This window comes from Pseudomonas sp. T8, assembly GCF_024610635.1.
Taxonomy (GTDB): Bacteria; Pseudomonadota; Gammaproteobacteria; order Pseudomonadales; family Pseudomonadaceae; genus Aquipseudomonas; species Aquipseudomonas chlororaphis_I.
Genome location: NZ_CP102374.1, coordinates 663,245 through 677,952 on the forward strand (window position 1 = coordinate 663,245; position 14,708 = coordinate 677,952).

Sequence of the window (14,708 nt, forward strand, 5' to 3'; positions counted from 1 at the left end):
CGTTCACAGCAGCGTCCGAATCAGGGTTTGGCGGGGGTATTCCCCGAACAGCCTCTGATAATCGGACGCCATTCGTCCACTGTCGGAAAAACCGAAGCGCGAGGCGATATCACTGACGGATGTCGTGTTGGCATTGGCTACTGACAGTGCGGCACGGACCAGATGCAGCCTGCGAATGTGTAAGTAACGATTCGGCCCTATACCGAATACCTCTTTGAAAATGGAGCGCAAGGTGCGCTCGCTAATGCTTGCATGGCGGCACAACTCGGATAGGTGAATCGGTTTTTCCTCATACACAAGCAGTAGGTCCAGCACCTTGGCGACGTTTTCCTGGTGTTTGGCACCTTGCCATCCGGCTCGCAGTTTTTGTGGGTGTTCTGCGTGTTGGGTCGATACAGGGACCTTTTGCATTTCAACCTGCCATTCAACTCGTTTCAGGTCGGCTAAGGGTCTCTTAATTCACTGCACTGAACTACGTAAAACAGGCAAAAACACTGAGTGCATGGATCGGCGAAGCTCCGATTCTAAATTGCCGTTTTTACGTAGCTCAGCGGCTTTTGCATTGGGATCATCGGCTGCATGTCATAGATGAACTTTCCACAAGGTCATTAATCATGAGCAGTCAGGTGCTAGCAAACTCCACTCGCAGAAGCGTCATCAAAGCCCCCATTGAGAGTATCGATTTAAGCGAATGGCTCTTCACGCTGAGCGATGAAGAATACCAAGCCTGTTCGGTGGCCCACATTGCTGCCGGGGCCAGCCGTCTGCCGGACGGTCGGCGCGTCTCCATCAATGTCGAGAAGCCTGGCGATACGCTGATGGTCCAACACTATGTGGAGGAGGTGTCCGAGCGTCAGCGTTGTTTAGTGTTGTCATTGACGGACGCGTTCTCGCCGCTTGGGCGCACTAAGTGGGAGGTTTGCTGGGAGGTAAGCGTGAGTTCGATTGACGCGTCATCTTGCGAGTTCGTTAACCATTTTGAGGTCACCGCGACCGAGGCATTCTTAGCGGTTTTGCAAGCCAACAGCATTCCCTTTGACGCTGTAACGAAAGTTGCTCAACAAAAGGCTGATGAACACAACGAAGAGGAAACGCCTCTTTTCGCTGCTGACATCCAGGGTAAAGCGTTACGCGGAGTATGGATTACGTAATGCCTGCTCCAGTCGGTCACCGCAATACCAGACTCGTCCACATCCAATAAAACCGGCTCATCTCTCATTCGAGGGAATCATGACAAAGTCTCAAATCGATCAAGGCCGACGTCATCTCATCTTGGGTGCCGTGGTGTTGGCAGCGGCGCCCTTGCTACCCGATTTTTTCCAAGCGGACGCACAGGCATCTGAATCCAATCCCCCTCAAGACAACCATGGAGTCGATAAGACCATGAGTACTTTCACCACCAAAGATGGCGTGGAAATCTATTACAAGGATTGGGGCAAGGGCCCGGTCGTGGTGTTCAGCCATGGCTGGCCGCTGGACGCGGACAGTTGGGAATCGCAGATGTATCACCTGGCCCTAAACGGCTTTCGTTGCATTGCGCATGACCGCCGTGGACATGGCCGCTCCAGCCAACCTTGGGATGGCAACGACATGGACCATTATGCCGATGACTTGGCGCAATTGCTCGATCACCTGGACGTAAAGGATGCCACGTTGTTTGGTTTCTCCACTGGAGGAGGTGAGGTGGCGAGATACATTGGTCGTCATGGCACCAAGCGTGTGAAAAAGGCCGGGCTTATTTCTTCCGTCCCCCCCCTGATGGTCAAGACTGAAGCCAATCCCGGCGGCCTGCCCATTAAAGTCTTCGATGACATCCGCGCAGCCTTCCTAGCCGACAGGTCGCAGTTATTCATCGACATCCCGAGCGGTCCTTTCTTTGGCTACAACCGCCCTGGTGCGAAGCCATCGCAAGGGGTCATCAACGCCTGGTGGATGCAAGGCATGTTGGGTGGGCACAAGAACACTTACGACAGCATTAAGGCCTTCTCGGAAACCGATTTCACGCAAGATTTGAAAAAGTTCGATGTACCAACGCTGATTATCCACGGTGACGATGACCAGATCGTGCCTATCGATGCGGCAGGTCGTGCTTCAGCCAAACTGATCAAGAACAGCAAATTGATCGTCTACGAAGGCGCCCCTCATGGTATTACCGACACCCATAAAGAACGACTGAATGCCGACCTTTTGGCATTTGTAAAATCCTGAGAAGCACATAGCCGGAACGGCGCGTAGTCCCTTCGACGCGCCTTACCTGGAGGCATTCTTATGTTGGGTATGACACCTTTCGGCATGCTGCATACAGCCCTCGCCCTGATAGCGGTGGCAGGGGCAATTGTTACGCTCCTGAGTCACGGCGAAATCAGCTTTCGCACACGATCGGGGCGAATCTATGTGTGGTTCACCGTAGCAACCAGTATCACTGGGCTGTTTATCTTTCACCACGGAGGTTTTGGCGCTCCGCATGTCCTGTCGATCACAACACTAATCGTGTTGGCCATCGCCTACTTGGCAGAGATCCGCGCCAGCCAGCGTGGCCTTTCGCGGTACATTGCCGTTTTGGGTTACTCACTGACTTTCTTCTTCCACTTCATCCCCGGTCTCACTGAGACGGGAACGAGAGTGCCCGTGGGCCACCCAGTTTTTGCTGGTCCGGAAGACCCAACACTCAAGATGCTGGTCGGGGGCTGTTTCCTGATTTACCTGGCAGGCGCGGCCGCGCAAGTTGTGAGTATCCGCAGGTCACACCGACTAGCCGGTACCGCGTGACGCGGCTCGCTACTAGCAGACACGTATCGTGGTGGGCGGGGCGTTGAATGCAAAAGCGTGGCCGGAGCTAATGCTTTTCAACCTGCTTATCAGGTTCAGGTTGATCGAGACTCCCTCCTTATTTAATTAATAAACCTTCGACGACTGCTTCTGATGTCCAACCTTCAAGGATGAGATTTGATGATATTGAACCAGCTTTCGGGAAGCGCGTACGAGCCAATTAATCGTGAGCTGCATGAGTATTTAGCGATCACGTGCAGGCATCACTACCGTGTTCTGGTAGAGCTGACGGAGGGGAGCCAGTTCGCAGCCTTGGCGTTAATGATAAGAACCAACCAGCATTGCGAAGAATTCTTATGTCTCGGTTTCGCGGAGGCGGTGCGTGAAATCAGGCTGGACCGTATACAAGCCATTACTCCTTTAGAACTGAGCGCCATATTCACAAGATTGGTGCTATCACCGGATGACACGGCGCTACTAAATACTGAGTATGCTGAATACCGAATCGAGGCACGAAAGGAGGGAGGATGATCACCAAAATCGAACTGCTAGACGATCTTCTTCAACGGAACCACATGGCGTTAGGCTCGGACTTTTTGGCCTATCGAAATCACGTATACCGCATGATCAATTTTTGCTCTTTGCTGAATCTGCTTAATGCGGCGGAGCTTGAGAAAGTCGCCATCGCCGGCGCTTTTCATGACCTCGGTATCTGGACTCACAAGACATTCGACTATTTGGCTCCGTCTGAAAGCCTAGCCAAGGATTTCCTTGAGAAAACCGGTCGTCATGGCTGGAGCGAGGAGATCATCGCTATGATTCAGAGTCATCATAAGATCTTGCGCAGTAAGGGCGACCCGCAAGGACTGGTAGAGATCTTCAGAAAAGCTGATTGGGTGGACGTAACACACGGTTTGCTCGCATTTGGCATCGCGAAGACCCAGCGCCGATTGGTATTTGATTATTTCCCAGATGAGGGGTTTCACCTTCGTCTTCTAAAATTGTCTGTGAAGCGGCTGCTTACCCATCCATTCAGTCCACTCCCGATGATGCGGCTTTAGCTCCTATTTGCTTCGACTATTTTGACTGGGGAGGAAGTGTAGCAACTACCTATGTGGCCGTTATTGACCCAAGCGGGCTCACAGAGCAAGAACGTTCCCGTCATCTACGCTATCGGCCAGTAGTGGCCGGTCGAAATGACCGATTCCGGTCCAAAAGCTGACGCTCAGCAACATCAATATCGTGGTCTGACCCTAATTGGTAAGCGTATAGCCAACACACGTTCACATGACCGACGGTGTGTGGTTCAGCCCGTCGACTGCATCCAGTATTTGCTGTACCCGATCAGTAACGGACATGTCCCCCTCAAGCTTTAAGACAGCACAAGTAAGCACAGACAGCCACTCCTGATGCCTGGCCAAGCTCCGTCCAGGGACGCCTCCCTCATCATACTGAGCTGCCCAAGCCAGAAACTCCGGTCTTGCTTGACCGAAGCGTTTTACCTCTCGACGTTTTAATCTCTCTAGCCTGAGTTCAACAGGAAGATAAAGGAACACCACAAGATCAAATTCATTCTCAAGCGGTTGACCCCAGCCCATTACTGATCCGGCAACCACGGCACGGCCATGAGAGCGCATTTCTTGTAGCAAGCGCTCTCCTCGCTGCGTTTTGTCTGCCAGATGCTGATATGGCGGGTTACTCGGCAGCCACAAAAAATCATCTGCTTCCAGGTGAGTTGTGCTCAGTTCCTTTGCTAAAGAATCCGCTAAGGTCGAGGTGCCGGTACCTGCCGCGCCTGTGATCAAGATGTAACGTGCCGTCTCTTTTGTCATTTCGCTTTCAGCCACTCTAAAACGAGTTTGCCATCTCCGATAAATTAACAGTGCCCCACTAGCACGCGATCTACCAACGGTGCTCCGTCATCGGTGAGGCCTGTGCGCTCCCTCATCTTTGCTGCAACGCTCTTCACGGCTTCCTGGACAGCGTGGAAGTAGTTGTCCGCTAACAGTTCCGAGCGACAAAACCTCAGAACGTCGGGATGGACTCCTCGACTTTCAAGGTCCGCACGCAGATCGCGCGCTCTGCGCTGAGCCTCAGGTAGGGTCTGCACCGCCTCTGCTGAAATAAGATTACCCGCTTGATCCACCATGAGTGAGGCGAACGCCAGAGCTTGGTTGACGAGTGCGCGCATCGGCTCGAAGCGTTCTGGAGATCGACTATATCGGGCTGGTTTCATGGCGAGGCGTATAAATTCCAACACGTGAGTGCGGTTACGCTTGGCATTTTGGCTTTCAACAAACGCGATATAAATCCTGATGCGTTTTGTGATTTTGCCCGGGTCGTTCATTCTGGCCGAAGCAAAGAAAAGCTCTATTTCAGGACCAGTGAGGCCCGTTTCTGTGTCACCTAAGGCATTTGCGATTGCTTCAAGTTGATCTTGAGAGAATAAGGCCATTGTTCATCCGTGATTCTGAAATATGAACGGGCCACACGGGCGGGCACCGTGCCGGTGAAACGAAGCCTAGCAAAAGAGAATATCTCCTAGCGTTTCTTACGTTGTGATTTTTTGCCCGCCATCAAGTCGCCTCAGTGGTTCAGTTAGAATGCGTCGAACAAGTCCGATCAATTGGGCTGCCACTTCTGAAGGCAGCGATACGGTCCTGAGTTTTCACCATTTACTACTGGTCATCCAGCCAAAGCAAACGAGACATCTGCATGAACGAGAATCTGAGCGAAGAAGAAATGCGCAAAGCGCTTTTCGGCACGACGAACAATGAGGCCATACCGGAAGCTCTTGACCTGCGGGTTACGTCAGATCAGCAGCACGTTTCGAAAGCCCGGCGAGCACCGACTTCTCGCTCACCGAAGCTGAGGGTAACGCTCCGTGTGACGTTAGAATTTGAGGGCAAAGCCGAGACGCTTGTTTACGAGGCGAGCACGCTGAGTAGCCTCATTGCTGAGCAGGAAGCGAAGGCGGAAGCGAAGAAACGCAAGTTTAAGTACTTCGAACTGGTTTCGATTGAATCTGTTTAACTACTTTGCTCGCATCGCCTTCAATTCTCGTTTCAACCAGCAGCTGCGACAGGGCCCCTCAAAACATTATTGATGCATTGTTGAGTACCAAGCAAGGTAGTGAAAAAGCTGTATATCGTCAGGGGCAATGGCCGAAACCAGTTAAGCGGTTCGCTCGCATAGAAAGGTCGGATGGGAATTTTCCAATCTCGCCACAGTCATTTAGATAACATCAACTGAAAGCGACTTGCGGGTTTCCATTTTGCCTTTGTTTGTTCAGAGCGCAGTCTCCGGTATCGGGCGGTGCTCAGGATAGATGCAGTAATGAGCCGTGCAAGACCTGCTAGATTACCTTCACCACTTGGCTGGAGCAGCTTTCACGTTGCGCGAAAGCAAACTTGACTAGCAGTCACCATTCGACCTGAGGAGCATTACATGTCCAAGCTTGCAGAATATCGTCAGTTAGAAAAACATTTGGCCGAGCAGTTAGAGGCCCTTGAAGCACTGAAGGGTGACGCCGGGCTGAAAAAAGAAATTGAATTTGAAACGAAGCTTCGCGATTTACTTGCGAAATATGGCTTCAGTCTCAAGGACGTCGTTAACCTTTTGGACCCAAAAAGCGCACGTCGGGGGGCTGGCGCTGCCGCTACCGCTGATGCTACGAAAGCTGGAACTCGGAGAGCGCGCGAGGTGAAAATCTACGAACATCCACAAACGGGTGAGCGCGTTGAAACCAAAGGTGGCAACCACAAGATTTTGAAGCAGTGGAAATCTGAGCATGGGTCTGCGACCGTCGAGTCGTGGCTCAAGAAGTAATCTTTCTGTAGCAAGAAAATAGGGCTCGGCGAGGCAAGCCCTTTAGCTTAAGGTTTTGAAATTTTGGAGCGCATAGTTTTACCTGATGCTGTGCGCTTCATCATTCTGAGTATGCACCTTGCGGAAAATTTTCGTTCTTATGAAGGGTCAGAAGCTCCGTACGTCGTCGCTGAACACCCCGTTGGTTTTGACATATTCGTTGTAGGCATTTATGGCCTCGCGATTCTCTTCCAGCCATTGGTTTCTCTGATTCTGTTTAACAACCTCAACCAGGGCCTGCTCTAAAGTTGCAGAGAGGTTGATATCTAACTCCTTGGCTTTGTTGAGCAAGTCACCATTAATGCTGAGGTTGACAGCTCGTTTGGGTGTATGAAGGTTGTAGGCAGGAAGCAGGAGTCTTCTCCTGTGTTCTCACGCGCATATTGTCCGTTTTTTTCCATGCCTTAAGCGAACGGCTTGCACTGCCATGGGCCTTAGCCCACTCCAAACACAACGTTTTGGCGCGCTGAGCGCCTAGCTATCCCCATCGTTTTTGAGCCCGTCATGGATCATTTCTGTCCTGATTTCGCGCGCCGCTCTTGAAATCAGCGCATCAAAAGTAGTGCTCGGATCTCGGTGTAGGTAACACTGGAGCACCAGTGTCAAAGGCGAAATGCCCATGACATGGGCCAGGTCATCAATCGTATTCAAGCTGGGTGATCGCATTCCCCGCTCCATCAAGCTGACGTGCTCTCGGCTGACCATGGGCGGAAAATCAGTCTGAGACAGATCGGCCTTGTGCCTCATGTCTCGCAAAGCTTGCGCAAAAGCGGCGTTCAGATCGCTCACACGGCTACCCCCAAAAGGGAGTATATAGCCACATTGAGCTGCGTTTAGCAGCGTACTATAGTACGCTGTTAAAAGTTACTGGAGATTTAACATGTTTGAAACTCACGAGCAAGCACGTGTGCAAAATCCTTTCTTCGTGCTTGAGGAAGGCGCACGCCGCTGGAAGTACATCTCGCAAACGTCAAATGACGAGTGGTTTTTTGTCACATATGAAGTAGCAGGCGAGGAGGGTTCTTCACAGCAGCAGTTCATGATTTCGAAAGTACAATTCCTCTTGGATTTGGCCTCAAGAGATACGCCCGGGCAGTTCATTCATGAAGTTCAGCTCGTATCGCCCCCTTGGCTGAACCAAAAGGGTAAATGGCTGATGGAGCCAATTCGGGAGATTCAGGAAGTGGACGAGCGGGTCTGCTACGAGCTGATGGACGGACAGGTGTATCCATCAAAATTACTAGGTCAGACCCGCGTCCCGTTGTGGTCAAAGCGGGCAATGGGCAATGAATAATTTAATCGAAAGGATTCTTGCAGCTCAGTACCGCTCTCTGCTTTTTCCGAAAGACAACTGCGGAGATGCAATCTTCGGTTTTGAATGCAATGACGGTTGGGGTGATCTGATCCAAGCAACTTTGTGGCTTGTTCAGCGACGTGCCCCGATGAGCGCGCTCGACGTGGAGGTCACGCAGGTGAAAGAAAAGTTCGGTCAGCTCAGGATCTACCATCGCGGAGGTGACGAGAGCATCGGTGCCGCTTTCGAGATCGCGGAGGTGGTATCAGGTAGTGTTTGTGAGATGTGCGGGATGCCAGGTGGGGTTATAAGTGTTGATGGTTGGCTTCAGGCTCGCTGTAGCCAACATTCAGCGGCGGGAAAAATAGCTAGGGTTAAAAACGTTAAGAATAACGACAATTACATCGCAAGCTATGTAGAAGCCGTAGACGCGATTTTGTCGTTTTTCGGAGAAGGTGCAGTGCTTTGGGTACAGCAAGAACGCACCGCTTTTGCTGGTCGGCGACCGTGCGAGTTGCTGGCAACGGAGGAGGGGTGCCAGGCGATTTACCTGATGCTCAAACGGCTTGAATATGGGGTTGGCGTTTGACTTCGCAACTGGTTCGCGCGACTTGTGTGGTGATGGCTACCCACCCAAACCTAGAGAATCATTTGCGCGGTGAATTGGAATGGGAATTCAATCAAGGGCTTGTGGACTTACGCCACGTTAGGAGCCTCGTATCGTCGCCTCGATTGGTATCAGTGTGCGTCCGTGCTTTCAGCCATCCCGCACTAGCCGAAGCTGGGGACACGTTTTTGGATTCGCGCACGCGGTTGGCGGACTACCCTCAAAAAACCATGGCCATATCGCTCACGAATTATCGACTTTTGGAGGGCACGATAGAGGTTGTTGAAGAATACAGTCACAACGACTCGACGCTGATGAAACTTCAAGTCTGGCCATTCGAACCAGGAGAGCTGAATGAGTTTGCTATGGCGGTCGCGGTGGCGTTGAGTTACACGCCTGCGGAGCTGATAGCTGAGTCGAGGATTTCGCTCGCAATAGATGAATTGGTCGGTAAATGGGGTTTCTTTACAGATGGGTTCTGAGCCGATCTCATGAACAGATTTCGTCTGCCTACAGGGTCGCTCGCGCATCGGACGGATCTGGCGAATTGGATGCCGAAGGCTCCACAGGGCTGTCATCCTATCGAGCTAAAATTCCTTTCCCTCCGGTGCCATTTTTTCCCAGGCTTCGTCTCGATTGTTCTCGGGAGTTTCTGCTAGCAGGCTCTCCAGGGAAAACTTCGTAGGCTTCAATGGCGCTACAGAATGGACCTGGCTCGATGAGCCCGTGCGCGGCTTAACCCTTGGGTCTTCAGGTCGTATCTGTGATTTTTTTCGGGTCATGGGCTTCCTCCCCCTTGTTCATACGAGTTTAGTGTCCCGCCGGGGGAGCAGGGCTTCAAGGGGATGAATGGATGAGCCGCTCGGCCACTCTTCCTTCGGCGAACCATCGGCCAGTGGTGCGAACGCATTAGGACGCTACTGGCACATCCAGATACTCAGGCGGTACCAAAGCGCCCGCGCAGATAAACCTCATTTTCATCTGGAGACGGCTCCAAACCTCGCTTTCCCAAGGCGACGCCTTGAGCAAATCACAATACTCGCGAAGCGATTCTTCGAGCGCAGATAGAAATCGTGTGGCATCGATCACCAAGTTTTCCGCGTCAAACAGTTGAGACGTATCCCTTCGAATTCGCCACCCTCCGGTTGTTTCGCCTTGGTGCATGACTCCGCAACGGACGTGCTTGTAGAAAAGTCTGCCGTGCTCTCGCAGGGATGAAAAATGATCAACACGGTCGAAGAAATGACTGAAAGCAACTCCGCTAAGACCCGACTTCGCGGAGCCAGTCCAGAAAGCCTCTAGCGTTTCGATCATCAGGCACGCACACGCCATCATCGCAAAACCGTGCTTATGCTCCTTAGACTCGAAGGGCTTGAGATAGCGCTCCTGAAATCGTTGGTACACGAAATCAGCGATTCTTACCTTGTCCTTTGCTCGTTTGAAAGCACGGTAGTCGGCGACGGTGACCGTACTTGAAAGCAAAACATCCGAGGGCGCGCGTTTATCCATGATGAGCCGATCCGAAGAGGATTGATGATTGTAGGATTTACGTCGGCCAGGAGCCCGGAAACTGAAGGTTCAAAGGGCGATGTTTTGAAGGCTTGAGTCGTCTGGTCGACGCTGGAGCTTTACTCTAATTACCTGCTAATTTGACTCAGCACGCGGGCTCGCGCTTTCGTCCATAGAGAGGGAATAGGGACGAATAAAAGTGATACTGCTTTTAAAAATAAAGGCAACTTCTTACCAAACGGCGTGATCGGTTCACTTGCAATGTGCATCGCGAATAGATAGCGATACACTCGACGGCTACTGAGTGGTAGCAGACCAGCTTGCTCCAGAATAGAAGGGCCAATTTGACCCACCATCCCAGTGACCATAATCCACAGAAGGATCAGTTCGGCGCACAGAGCGGTGGCAATCAGAATGTTGGCCACAATCGTTTTCCAATCTTGCAGAGCTTCGAAAAACGAATCGATGTTGCTGCCGAGTGTTACTACAGTGGCGAAAATCGCGAAAATAGCAGTCAGCAATCCTAGAAATCTCGCGGGGTCGGGAAGTTTCAAGAACGCAGCGAAGCGTGGCCCCATCGTGTCGTTGCTAGCCAAATTCCGGATCTCCTCGCGCTCCTCCCAGAGGAGTCTGATCTCCCGTGCTTTGTCCACAAGCTTGTCGGGTGTGCAGTCATAACGGGCGCACAGCCATTGTTGCTTTAAGTGCAATCGTTCAATCAAGGAAGTGGTAGGGCCAGCTCCGAGGCGTGTTGCGCGCACCTGTGAGGATACTTCTCCCATGTGAACAGCGCATATCATCGTGATCATCAATATCGGTAGTAGGGTAGGGATGAAATCAGTGAGCATTACGTTAGGAACAGTTACCAGGCCCCATAAAAGCGCTATCAGAATTGCACCTGTCCAAAGCAAACAAATCTTTGCGTCGTGCCTCTGCCAAGCAGCTCTGAGCGGAACACGTTCAAATAGCTGAAAATGTTCTTCTATGTCGGCTTGAAGCTGCTTAATGTTCATGATGCCTGCTTTGAGTCTTAGAGTAGACGTCAATACACCTTCATCATCACGTGTCATCTAAGTAAACACCTCGTTGCGGTCGATGGCTAACAACGCGCCGGGGCGTTATCGGCCGCATTACCGAAATCGTCCCAGGGTTCGATAAAAACCTATTGCTCCTCAGCAGCGTACTGGATTGCCCCATCTTTGACGTTACCAAGGAATGGATATTGCGCTAGTCCCGTTCCTCCCAATGAACTGTGATGGAGCACCGTTTTTAACCTCCCCTTGTCCATTGATGCGAGAGGTCGACGTCATTAACACACAAGCCTTAATTGCCCGTGTAATACCCACGTAATGCAGATTTAGGCACTGAATTTCATTCGCAAAGATAACCTGAAACGTATTCGGAGGATAAAGGCGAGCCGGGATTACGTGATCGTAAAGGTCGGCATGGAAAACGATGTCGAATTCCAGCCCTTTCGCCTTGTGCAGCGTCATGATCTGAACGGCATCGCGACTTGGGCTTTGAAACCTGCGGAGCTTGTCGGCATCCGCGCAGATAGCCCTAAGTTCCATGGTGCCCGCTGGCGAGGACTGCCGCCCCGTTAAACGTATGGCCGCGTCGAGTACGGTCGTCACCAGGTCGCCTTCTACGCAAGACCGGCAACTTAGAATCGCCCGGCGGAGTGCACGTCGCTCTTGAGAGGCAAGCTTGAGCGCACCGGCGCGCTCAATCAGTGTTTCGGCGGTCAGCTGTTGGTCGTAGCGCAAATTCAGCAGATCCGAGTAAATGCTAGCCTCGGCCGACGGTGTGGTTTCGAAGGGGGGCACCTCGACAAGATGGTGGGCAAGATTCAAGTGGTCAGCAATCAATCTAGCCGAGTGCTGATGTCGGCACAGAATGGCGACCCTTCCGGCCGACTCCACTTGAAAGTGTTGCATGAGATGAGGAATGGCTGTTTCTAACCAAGTACCCATTGCACGCTGGTTCCCATCGATCGTCTTAATAAACACCCGCATTTCGTTCGTCGGCGCGATCGGGTGATTTGGGTTGAGCAGGCGAAGTGCAAAGTCGCTAATGGATGGATGACTGCGAAAGTTGGTGGTGATGGCGAAGTAGGCAAAGCCGCTGCCCGGAACCGTAAGTGCTAGGAGGTAGCGCGGATCCTTATGCGCGAAAACATAAATGGACTGGTCACCGTCGCCGACTGCAACGGCGGTTAACCCCAGAGTCTTGAGCTTCAAAAAGAGTTGGTGTTGGAAGTACCCGCTGTCTTGGTACTCATCGATAAACACGCCGCAATACCTTGCCGTGAGGTATTTCTGGCAGGCAAGGGACTGGTCGATCACATGGCTGGCGAGCATACCCACGGCCTCCAGGGGGACGAACCCCTGTGCGAGTGCCTCCTGCAAGAACGGTAGAAACTCGGCCGTGTTTGCAACGGACCCGTTCTGAATTGGTGTTGCCGGCAGCATGCGCCTCACCGATTCAGGTAGCTCTCCAACCTTGACCGTTTCCAATTCAGCGGCCATAGGCATCAACTGTCGCGCGAACGGAAAAACGATTTCGCGTAGGCAAAAATCGTCGATCGTGCCGAAGAAAGAGCTTTTAACGTCGAAGGCGTCTGCCTTGCATCGGCGTTCCAACTCATCGCTCGCTTTGTTCGTGAAGGAAATGGCGATGATGCCCTGATAGGGGCGCAGTTCGGACACCAAATTTCGGACCTTGCATGACAGGACGCTGGTTTTTCCGCTTCCGGGGCGGGCGACGATAACCATGTCGCCCTCGCATTGAATGGCTTGGGTTTGTTCCAAGCTAGGCGTAAAAACAGTCATTTCTAGGCCTGCGCAGCTGCGTTAATACAATGAATGAGCGGTTTTAACAGATGGCCATCTTCTGGGGCACGGAGCAGAGCACCGCAGTGCTCAATGAACTGCTGCATGCGGATGGCTTTTTTGCCTTGTAGGTAAGTGACAGCTTCAGCCAACTGATGGCCTTTAAACCCAGTTAGTAGCGTCGGGAGTTCGGTTGCTATGTCGTGCTCTAGATCGATCCGCGAGAGAAAGATCCCTGAAGGGGCTGCGGCAGCACTTACCGCGTGCCAGTTGCCATCTGCCAAAGAGGCGGCTTGATCGTAAGGCACTGGGCGATGTGGCTGGGGAGGTAGGCCAGCCATCGCCAGAGCGCGATTGATGCCCGCCACTTGGCGCCAAGTCACTTGCGCCCCTTGGGGGCCAAGCGAGATATTCGAGATGTCGTTGTCGGTCCGCATGGACCATGGAATTTCCAGCGCATTCAACACGCGCCTGTAAACCTCGAACGACACGCCATCAACAGAAAGCAGGGACACGTTGCTCTGATCAAGATCGATGCTATGCGCTCGTGCTAGGGCGTTGTAAAAAAGCATTTCCGATGGCCCCTCGACCAACATGACTGCCGAGGCAAAGAATGCTTCCGCTGGAAGAATGCTCATTCGATAGCCTAGCCCTGTCCATGCATTGTCAATGCAATTGGAGCATCCATGATTTGCCGCGCGGGAGGCTCCGTTTTCACGCAGGAGGCGCACAATCGAGTCCGGTCGGTAGCTTGCAGCGATCTGCGGAGAATGCGAAGTAACAATTGTCTGGCCGGGCAGTGCGCTGATGAGGTAGCTCGCGAGCTTGCGTTGCTGGTGTGGGTGCAGGTGCGCCTCGGGCTCCTCGACGCAGTAGATCACCACCTCGCTGTGCTGATCGTACTCCAGCACGCTCTTGGCCTTCCACAAGGCCAGGAGGATCTGATTGTTGCGACCATCGCCCCCGAGCATCACGCGCGAGCCGTTGGTGCTTGCGCCCAGCTCCAGCTGTTCGATGAACTGCTCAATGCCGATCGCACCGGTATCTAGAGACACGTTGTAGCCAGCGTGATGGTGGGAGAGCGCCTTCAATTCGTCGTTCAGATCTTTGGTCGCTTCCGCAACGTAGTGCAGGTTCTTCACCCCTTTATTCACGGATTCCAGCAGCTCGCTGAGCGCCACCAGTTGCGTAGTGTCTGCGTCAGTCTGCGTCTGGTCACGCGCAGCCTGCGCGAGACGCAGTAGGTGCTTTTTTTCCGAGCGGATATATCGCAGCAGATCCCGCTGGGAATGGATGTATTTTAGGTGCAGATACTTCAGATAATAGCGGCTAGGAATAACCTCCATGTTAGCGAGGTCATGGCCGGCAGCGATCTCGTAGCTGTGGTCCGCACTGTAGGCGCGAAATTCAAGGAAAAAGTGACCACTAGCGCTGACAAGGCCCTTTAGCTGGGAAAGTACAGCGTCCTGGGTCACTTCAGAGAATGCAATACGAATGGAAAAGGAGTCGGCCTGAGTGCCATCCTGCGCGCAATGGAAATCGCGTGTCGAAGGTTCGATATCTGCGTCCGATAGGCTCTTGTCCAGTAAGAGTCGCAACGCATGAATCATGTTTGTTTTGCCAACGTCGTTGCTTCCGATCACCAGACTGTTCTTGGCAAAATTTATGTGCGCGTCCGCGAAGTTTCTGTACTTTTTAAGTTCGACGTAATCAATTTTCATAATTGTAGTAGGGGCCTTCGCGCCTTAGTTGTTGTAGGCCCTTTCAACGATGGACTCCTGAAACTCGGATATCCGTAATTATGGGCGATTAGTAGCGCCATGCTAGACCA

At 52.4% G+C, this 14,708-nt stretch carries 19 protein-coding genes; 10 read left to right on the forward strand and 9 right to left on the reverse strand.

Features of this window, described 5'->3' with window-relative positions:
• Nucleotides 1-3: 3 nt before the first annotated feature.
• Entirely contained in the window at nucleotides 4-411 is a 408-nt protein-coding gene (locus tag NRG23_RS02885) for a helix-turn-helix transcriptional regulator (RefSeq protein WP_257373696.1), read from the reverse strand.
• 203 nt (nucleotides 412-614) lie between these two features.
• Here NRG23_RS02885 and NRG23_RS02890 point away from each other — a divergent pair, with 203 nt between their 5' ends.
• The 5 genes from NRG23_RS02890 (at nucleotide 615) to NRG23_RS02910 (ending at nucleotide 3,830) form a co-directional block, all read left to right on the forward strand.
• Nucleotides 615-1,151, forward strand: a complete 537-nt coding sequence (locus tag NRG23_RS02890; protein ID WP_257373697.1) for a hypothetical protein — start codon at nucleotides 615-617, stop codon at nucleotides 1,149-1,151.
• Between the two features lie 232 nt (nucleotides 1,152-1,383).
• Nucleotides 1,384-2,208: an alpha/beta fold hydrolase gene (locus NRG23_RS02895; RefSeq protein ID WP_257375120.1), complete on the forward strand. Its 825-nt coding sequence runs from the start codon at nucleotides 1,384-1,386 to the stop codon at nucleotides 2,206-2,208.
• Between the two features lie 60 nt (nucleotides 2,209-2,268).
• Nucleotides 2,269-2,769, forward strand: coding sequence for a hypothetical protein (locus NRG23_RS02900; RefSeq protein ID WP_257373698.1), 501 nt, complete (start codon nucleotides 2,269-2,271; stop codon nucleotides 2,767-2,769).
• A 180-nt stretch (nucleotides 2,770-2,949) separates the two neighbouring features.
• Nucleotides 2,950-3,300, forward strand: a complete 351-nt coding sequence (locus tag NRG23_RS02905; RefSeq protein ID WP_257373699.1) for a Rho-binding antiterminator — start codon at nucleotides 2,950-2,952, stop codon at nucleotides 3,298-3,300.
• Nucleotides 3,297-3,830 (forward strand): HD domain-containing protein, encoded by a 534-nt coding sequence (locus tag NRG23_RS02910; protein WP_257373700.1) that lies wholly within the window; start codon nucleotides 3,297-3,299, stop codon nucleotides 3,828-3,830. Before NRG23_RS02905 ends, NRG23_RS02910 begins: the two co-directional genes overlap by 4 nt.
• Nucleotides 3,831-4,052: 222 nt before the next feature.
• Here the strand turns inward: NRG23_RS02910 and NRG23_RS02915 are convergent, their stop codons facing one another.
• A complete protein-coding gene (locus NRG23_RS02915; RefSeq protein WP_257373701.1) occupies nucleotides 4,053-4,601 on the reverse strand; it encodes an AAA family ATPase in 549 nt (182 codons plus the stop codon).
• Nucleotides 4,602-4,645: 44 nt separating this feature from the next.
• Nucleotides 4,646-5,224: a TIGR02391 family protein gene (locus NRG23_RS02920; RefSeq protein ID WP_257373702.1), complete on the reverse strand. Its 579-nt coding sequence runs from the start codon at nucleotides 5,222-5,224 to the stop codon at nucleotides 4,646-4,648.
• Nucleotides 5,225-5,484: 260 nt separating this feature from the next.
• Between NRG23_RS02920 and NRG23_RS02925 the strand changes: the two genes are divergently transcribed.
• Nucleotides 5,485-5,802, forward strand: a complete 318-nt coding sequence (locus NRG23_RS02925; RefSeq protein WP_257373703.1) for a hypothetical protein — start codon at nucleotides 5,485-5,487, stop codon at nucleotides 5,800-5,802.
• A gap of 414 nt (nucleotides 5,803-6,216) precedes the next feature.
• Entirely contained in the window at nucleotides 6,217-6,597 is a 381-nt protein-coding gene (locus NRG23_RS02930; protein WP_257373704.1) for a histone-like nucleoid-structuring protein, MvaT/MvaU family, read from the forward strand.
• A gap of 147 nt (nucleotides 6,598-6,744) precedes the next feature.
• On the opposite strand, the gene NRG23_RS02935 is transcribed toward NRG23_RS02930, so the two are convergent.
• Both NRG23_RS02935 and NRG23_RS02940 read right to left on the reverse strand, forming a co-directional pair.
• Complete coding sequence (locus NRG23_RS02935; protein WP_373922245.1) at nucleotides 6,745-6,927, reverse strand: type II toxin-antitoxin system CcdA family antitoxin; 183 nt, start codon at nucleotides 6,925-6,927, stop codon at nucleotides 6,745-6,747.
• A 183-nt stretch (nucleotides 6,928-7,110) separates the two neighbouring features.
• Nucleotides 7,111-7,425 (reverse strand): helix-turn-helix domain-containing protein, encoded by a 315-nt coding sequence (locus tag NRG23_RS02940; RefSeq protein WP_257373705.1) that lies wholly within the window; start codon nucleotides 7,423-7,425, stop codon nucleotides 7,111-7,113.
• Between the two features lie 91 nt (nucleotides 7,426-7,516).
• Between NRG23_RS02940 and NRG23_RS02945 the strand changes: the two genes are divergently transcribed.
• From NRG23_RS02945 to NRG23_RS02955, 3 genes are read left to right on the forward strand one after another with little or no spacing between them, the layout of a single operon-like run.
• Complete coding sequence (locus NRG23_RS02945) at nucleotides 7,517-7,930, forward strand: hypothetical protein (RefSeq protein ID WP_257373706.1); 414 nt, start codon at nucleotides 7,517-7,519, stop codon at nucleotides 7,928-7,930.
• Nucleotides 7,923-8,519, forward strand: a complete 597-nt coding sequence (locus NRG23_RS02950; protein ID WP_257373707.1) for an MbcA/ParS/Xre antitoxin family protein — start codon at nucleotides 7,923-7,925, stop codon at nucleotides 8,517-8,519. Before NRG23_RS02945 ends, NRG23_RS02950 begins: the two co-directional genes overlap by 8 nt.
• A complete protein-coding gene (locus NRG23_RS02955; RefSeq protein ID WP_257373708.1) occupies nucleotides 8,516-9,019 on the forward strand; it encodes a hypothetical protein in 504 nt (167 codons plus the stop codon). Before NRG23_RS02950 ends, NRG23_RS02955 begins: the two co-directional genes overlap by 4 nt.
• 427 nt (nucleotides 9,020-9,446) lie before the next feature.
• Here NRG23_RS02955 and NRG23_RS02960 read toward each other — a convergent pair whose 3' ends face one another.
• From NRG23_RS02960 to NRG23_RS02975, 4 genes are all read right to left on the reverse strand, one after another.
• Entirely contained in the window at nucleotides 9,447-10,046 is a 600-nt protein-coding gene (locus tag NRG23_RS02960; RefSeq protein WP_257373709.1) for a hypothetical protein, read from the reverse strand.
• Between the two features lie 128 nt (nucleotides 10,047-10,174).
• Entirely contained in the window at nucleotides 10,175-11,059 is an 885-nt protein-coding gene (locus NRG23_RS02965) for a hypothetical protein (protein WP_257375122.1), read from the reverse strand.
• 192 nt (nucleotides 11,060-11,251) lie between these two features.
• Nucleotides 11,252-12,877 carry a UvrD-helicase domain-containing protein gene (locus NRG23_RS02970; RefSeq protein WP_257373710.1) on the reverse strand — a complete coding sequence of 542 codons (1,626 nt, stop codon included), beginning with the start codon at nucleotides 12,875-12,877 and terminating at the stop codon, nucleotides 11,252-11,254.
• Between the two features lie 2 nt (nucleotides 12,878-12,879).
• Nucleotides 12,880-14,598: an ATP-dependent endonuclease gene (locus tag NRG23_RS02975; protein WP_257373711.1), complete on the reverse strand. Its 1,719-nt coding sequence runs from the start codon at nucleotides 14,596-14,598 to the stop codon at nucleotides 12,880-12,882.
• Nucleotides 14,599-14,708 lie beyond the last annotated feature (110 nt).

Coding starts and splice junctions, on each gene's coding strand:
- NRG23_RS02975 (WP_257373711.1), bottom strand. CDS start 14,598: ATGAAAATTGATTACGTCGAACTTAAAAAGTACAGAAACTTCGCGGAC.
- NRG23_RS02905 (WP_257373699.1), top strand. CDS start 2,950: ATGATATTGAACCAGCTTTCGGGAAGCGCGTACGAGCCAATTAATCGT.
- NRG23_RS02900 (WP_257373698.1), top strand. CDS start 2,269: ATGTTGGGTATGACACCTTTCGGCATGCTGCATACAGCCCTCGCCCTG.
- NRG23_RS02920 (WP_257373702.1), bottom strand. CDS start 5,224: ATGGCCTTATTCTCTCAAGATCAACTTGAAGCAATCGCAAATGCCTTA.
- NRG23_RS02970 (WP_257373710.1), bottom strand. CDS start 12,877: ATGACTGTTTTTACGCCTAGCTTGGAACAAACCCAAGCCATTCAATGC.
- NRG23_RS02915 (WP_257373701.1), bottom strand. CDS start 4,601: ATGACAAAAGAGACGGCACGTTACATCTTGATCACAGGCGCGGCAGGT.
- NRG23_RS02890 (WP_257373697.1), top strand. CDS start 615: ATGAGCAGTCAGGTGCTAGCAAACTCCACTCGCAGAAGCGTCATCAAA.
- NRG23_RS02910 (WP_257373700.1), top strand. CDS start 3,297: ATGATCACCAAAATCGAACTGCTAGACGATCTTCTTCAACGGAACCAC.
- NRG23_RS02925 (WP_257373703.1), top strand. CDS start 5,485: ATGAACGAGAATCTGAGCGAAGAAGAAATGCGCAAAGCGCTTTTCGGC.
- NRG23_RS02960 (WP_257373709.1), bottom strand. CDS start 10,046: ATGGATAAACGCGCGCCCTCGGATGTTTTGCTTTCAAGTACGGTCACC.
- NRG23_RS02965 (WP_257375122.1), bottom strand. CDS start 11,059: ATGAACATTAAGCAGCTTCAAGCCGACATAGAAGAACATTTTCAGCTA.
- NRG23_RS02945 (WP_257373706.1), top strand. CDS start 7,517: ATGTTTGAAACTCACGAGCAAGCACGTGTGCAAAATCCTTTCTTCGTG.
- NRG23_RS02885 (WP_257373696.1), bottom strand. CDS start 411: ATGCAAAAGGTCCCTGTATCGACCCAACACGCAGAACACCCACAAAAA.
- NRG23_RS02895 (WP_257375120.1), top strand. CDS start 1,384: ATGAGTACTTTCACCACCAAAGATGGCGTGGAAATCTATTACAAGGAT.
- NRG23_RS02930 (WP_257373704.1), top strand. CDS start 6,217: ATGTCCAAGCTTGCAGAATATCGTCAGTTAGAAAAACATTTGGCCGAG.
- NRG23_RS02950 (WP_257373707.1), top strand. CDS start 7,923: ATGAATAATTTAATCGAAAGGATTCTTGCAGCTCAGTACCGCTCTCTG.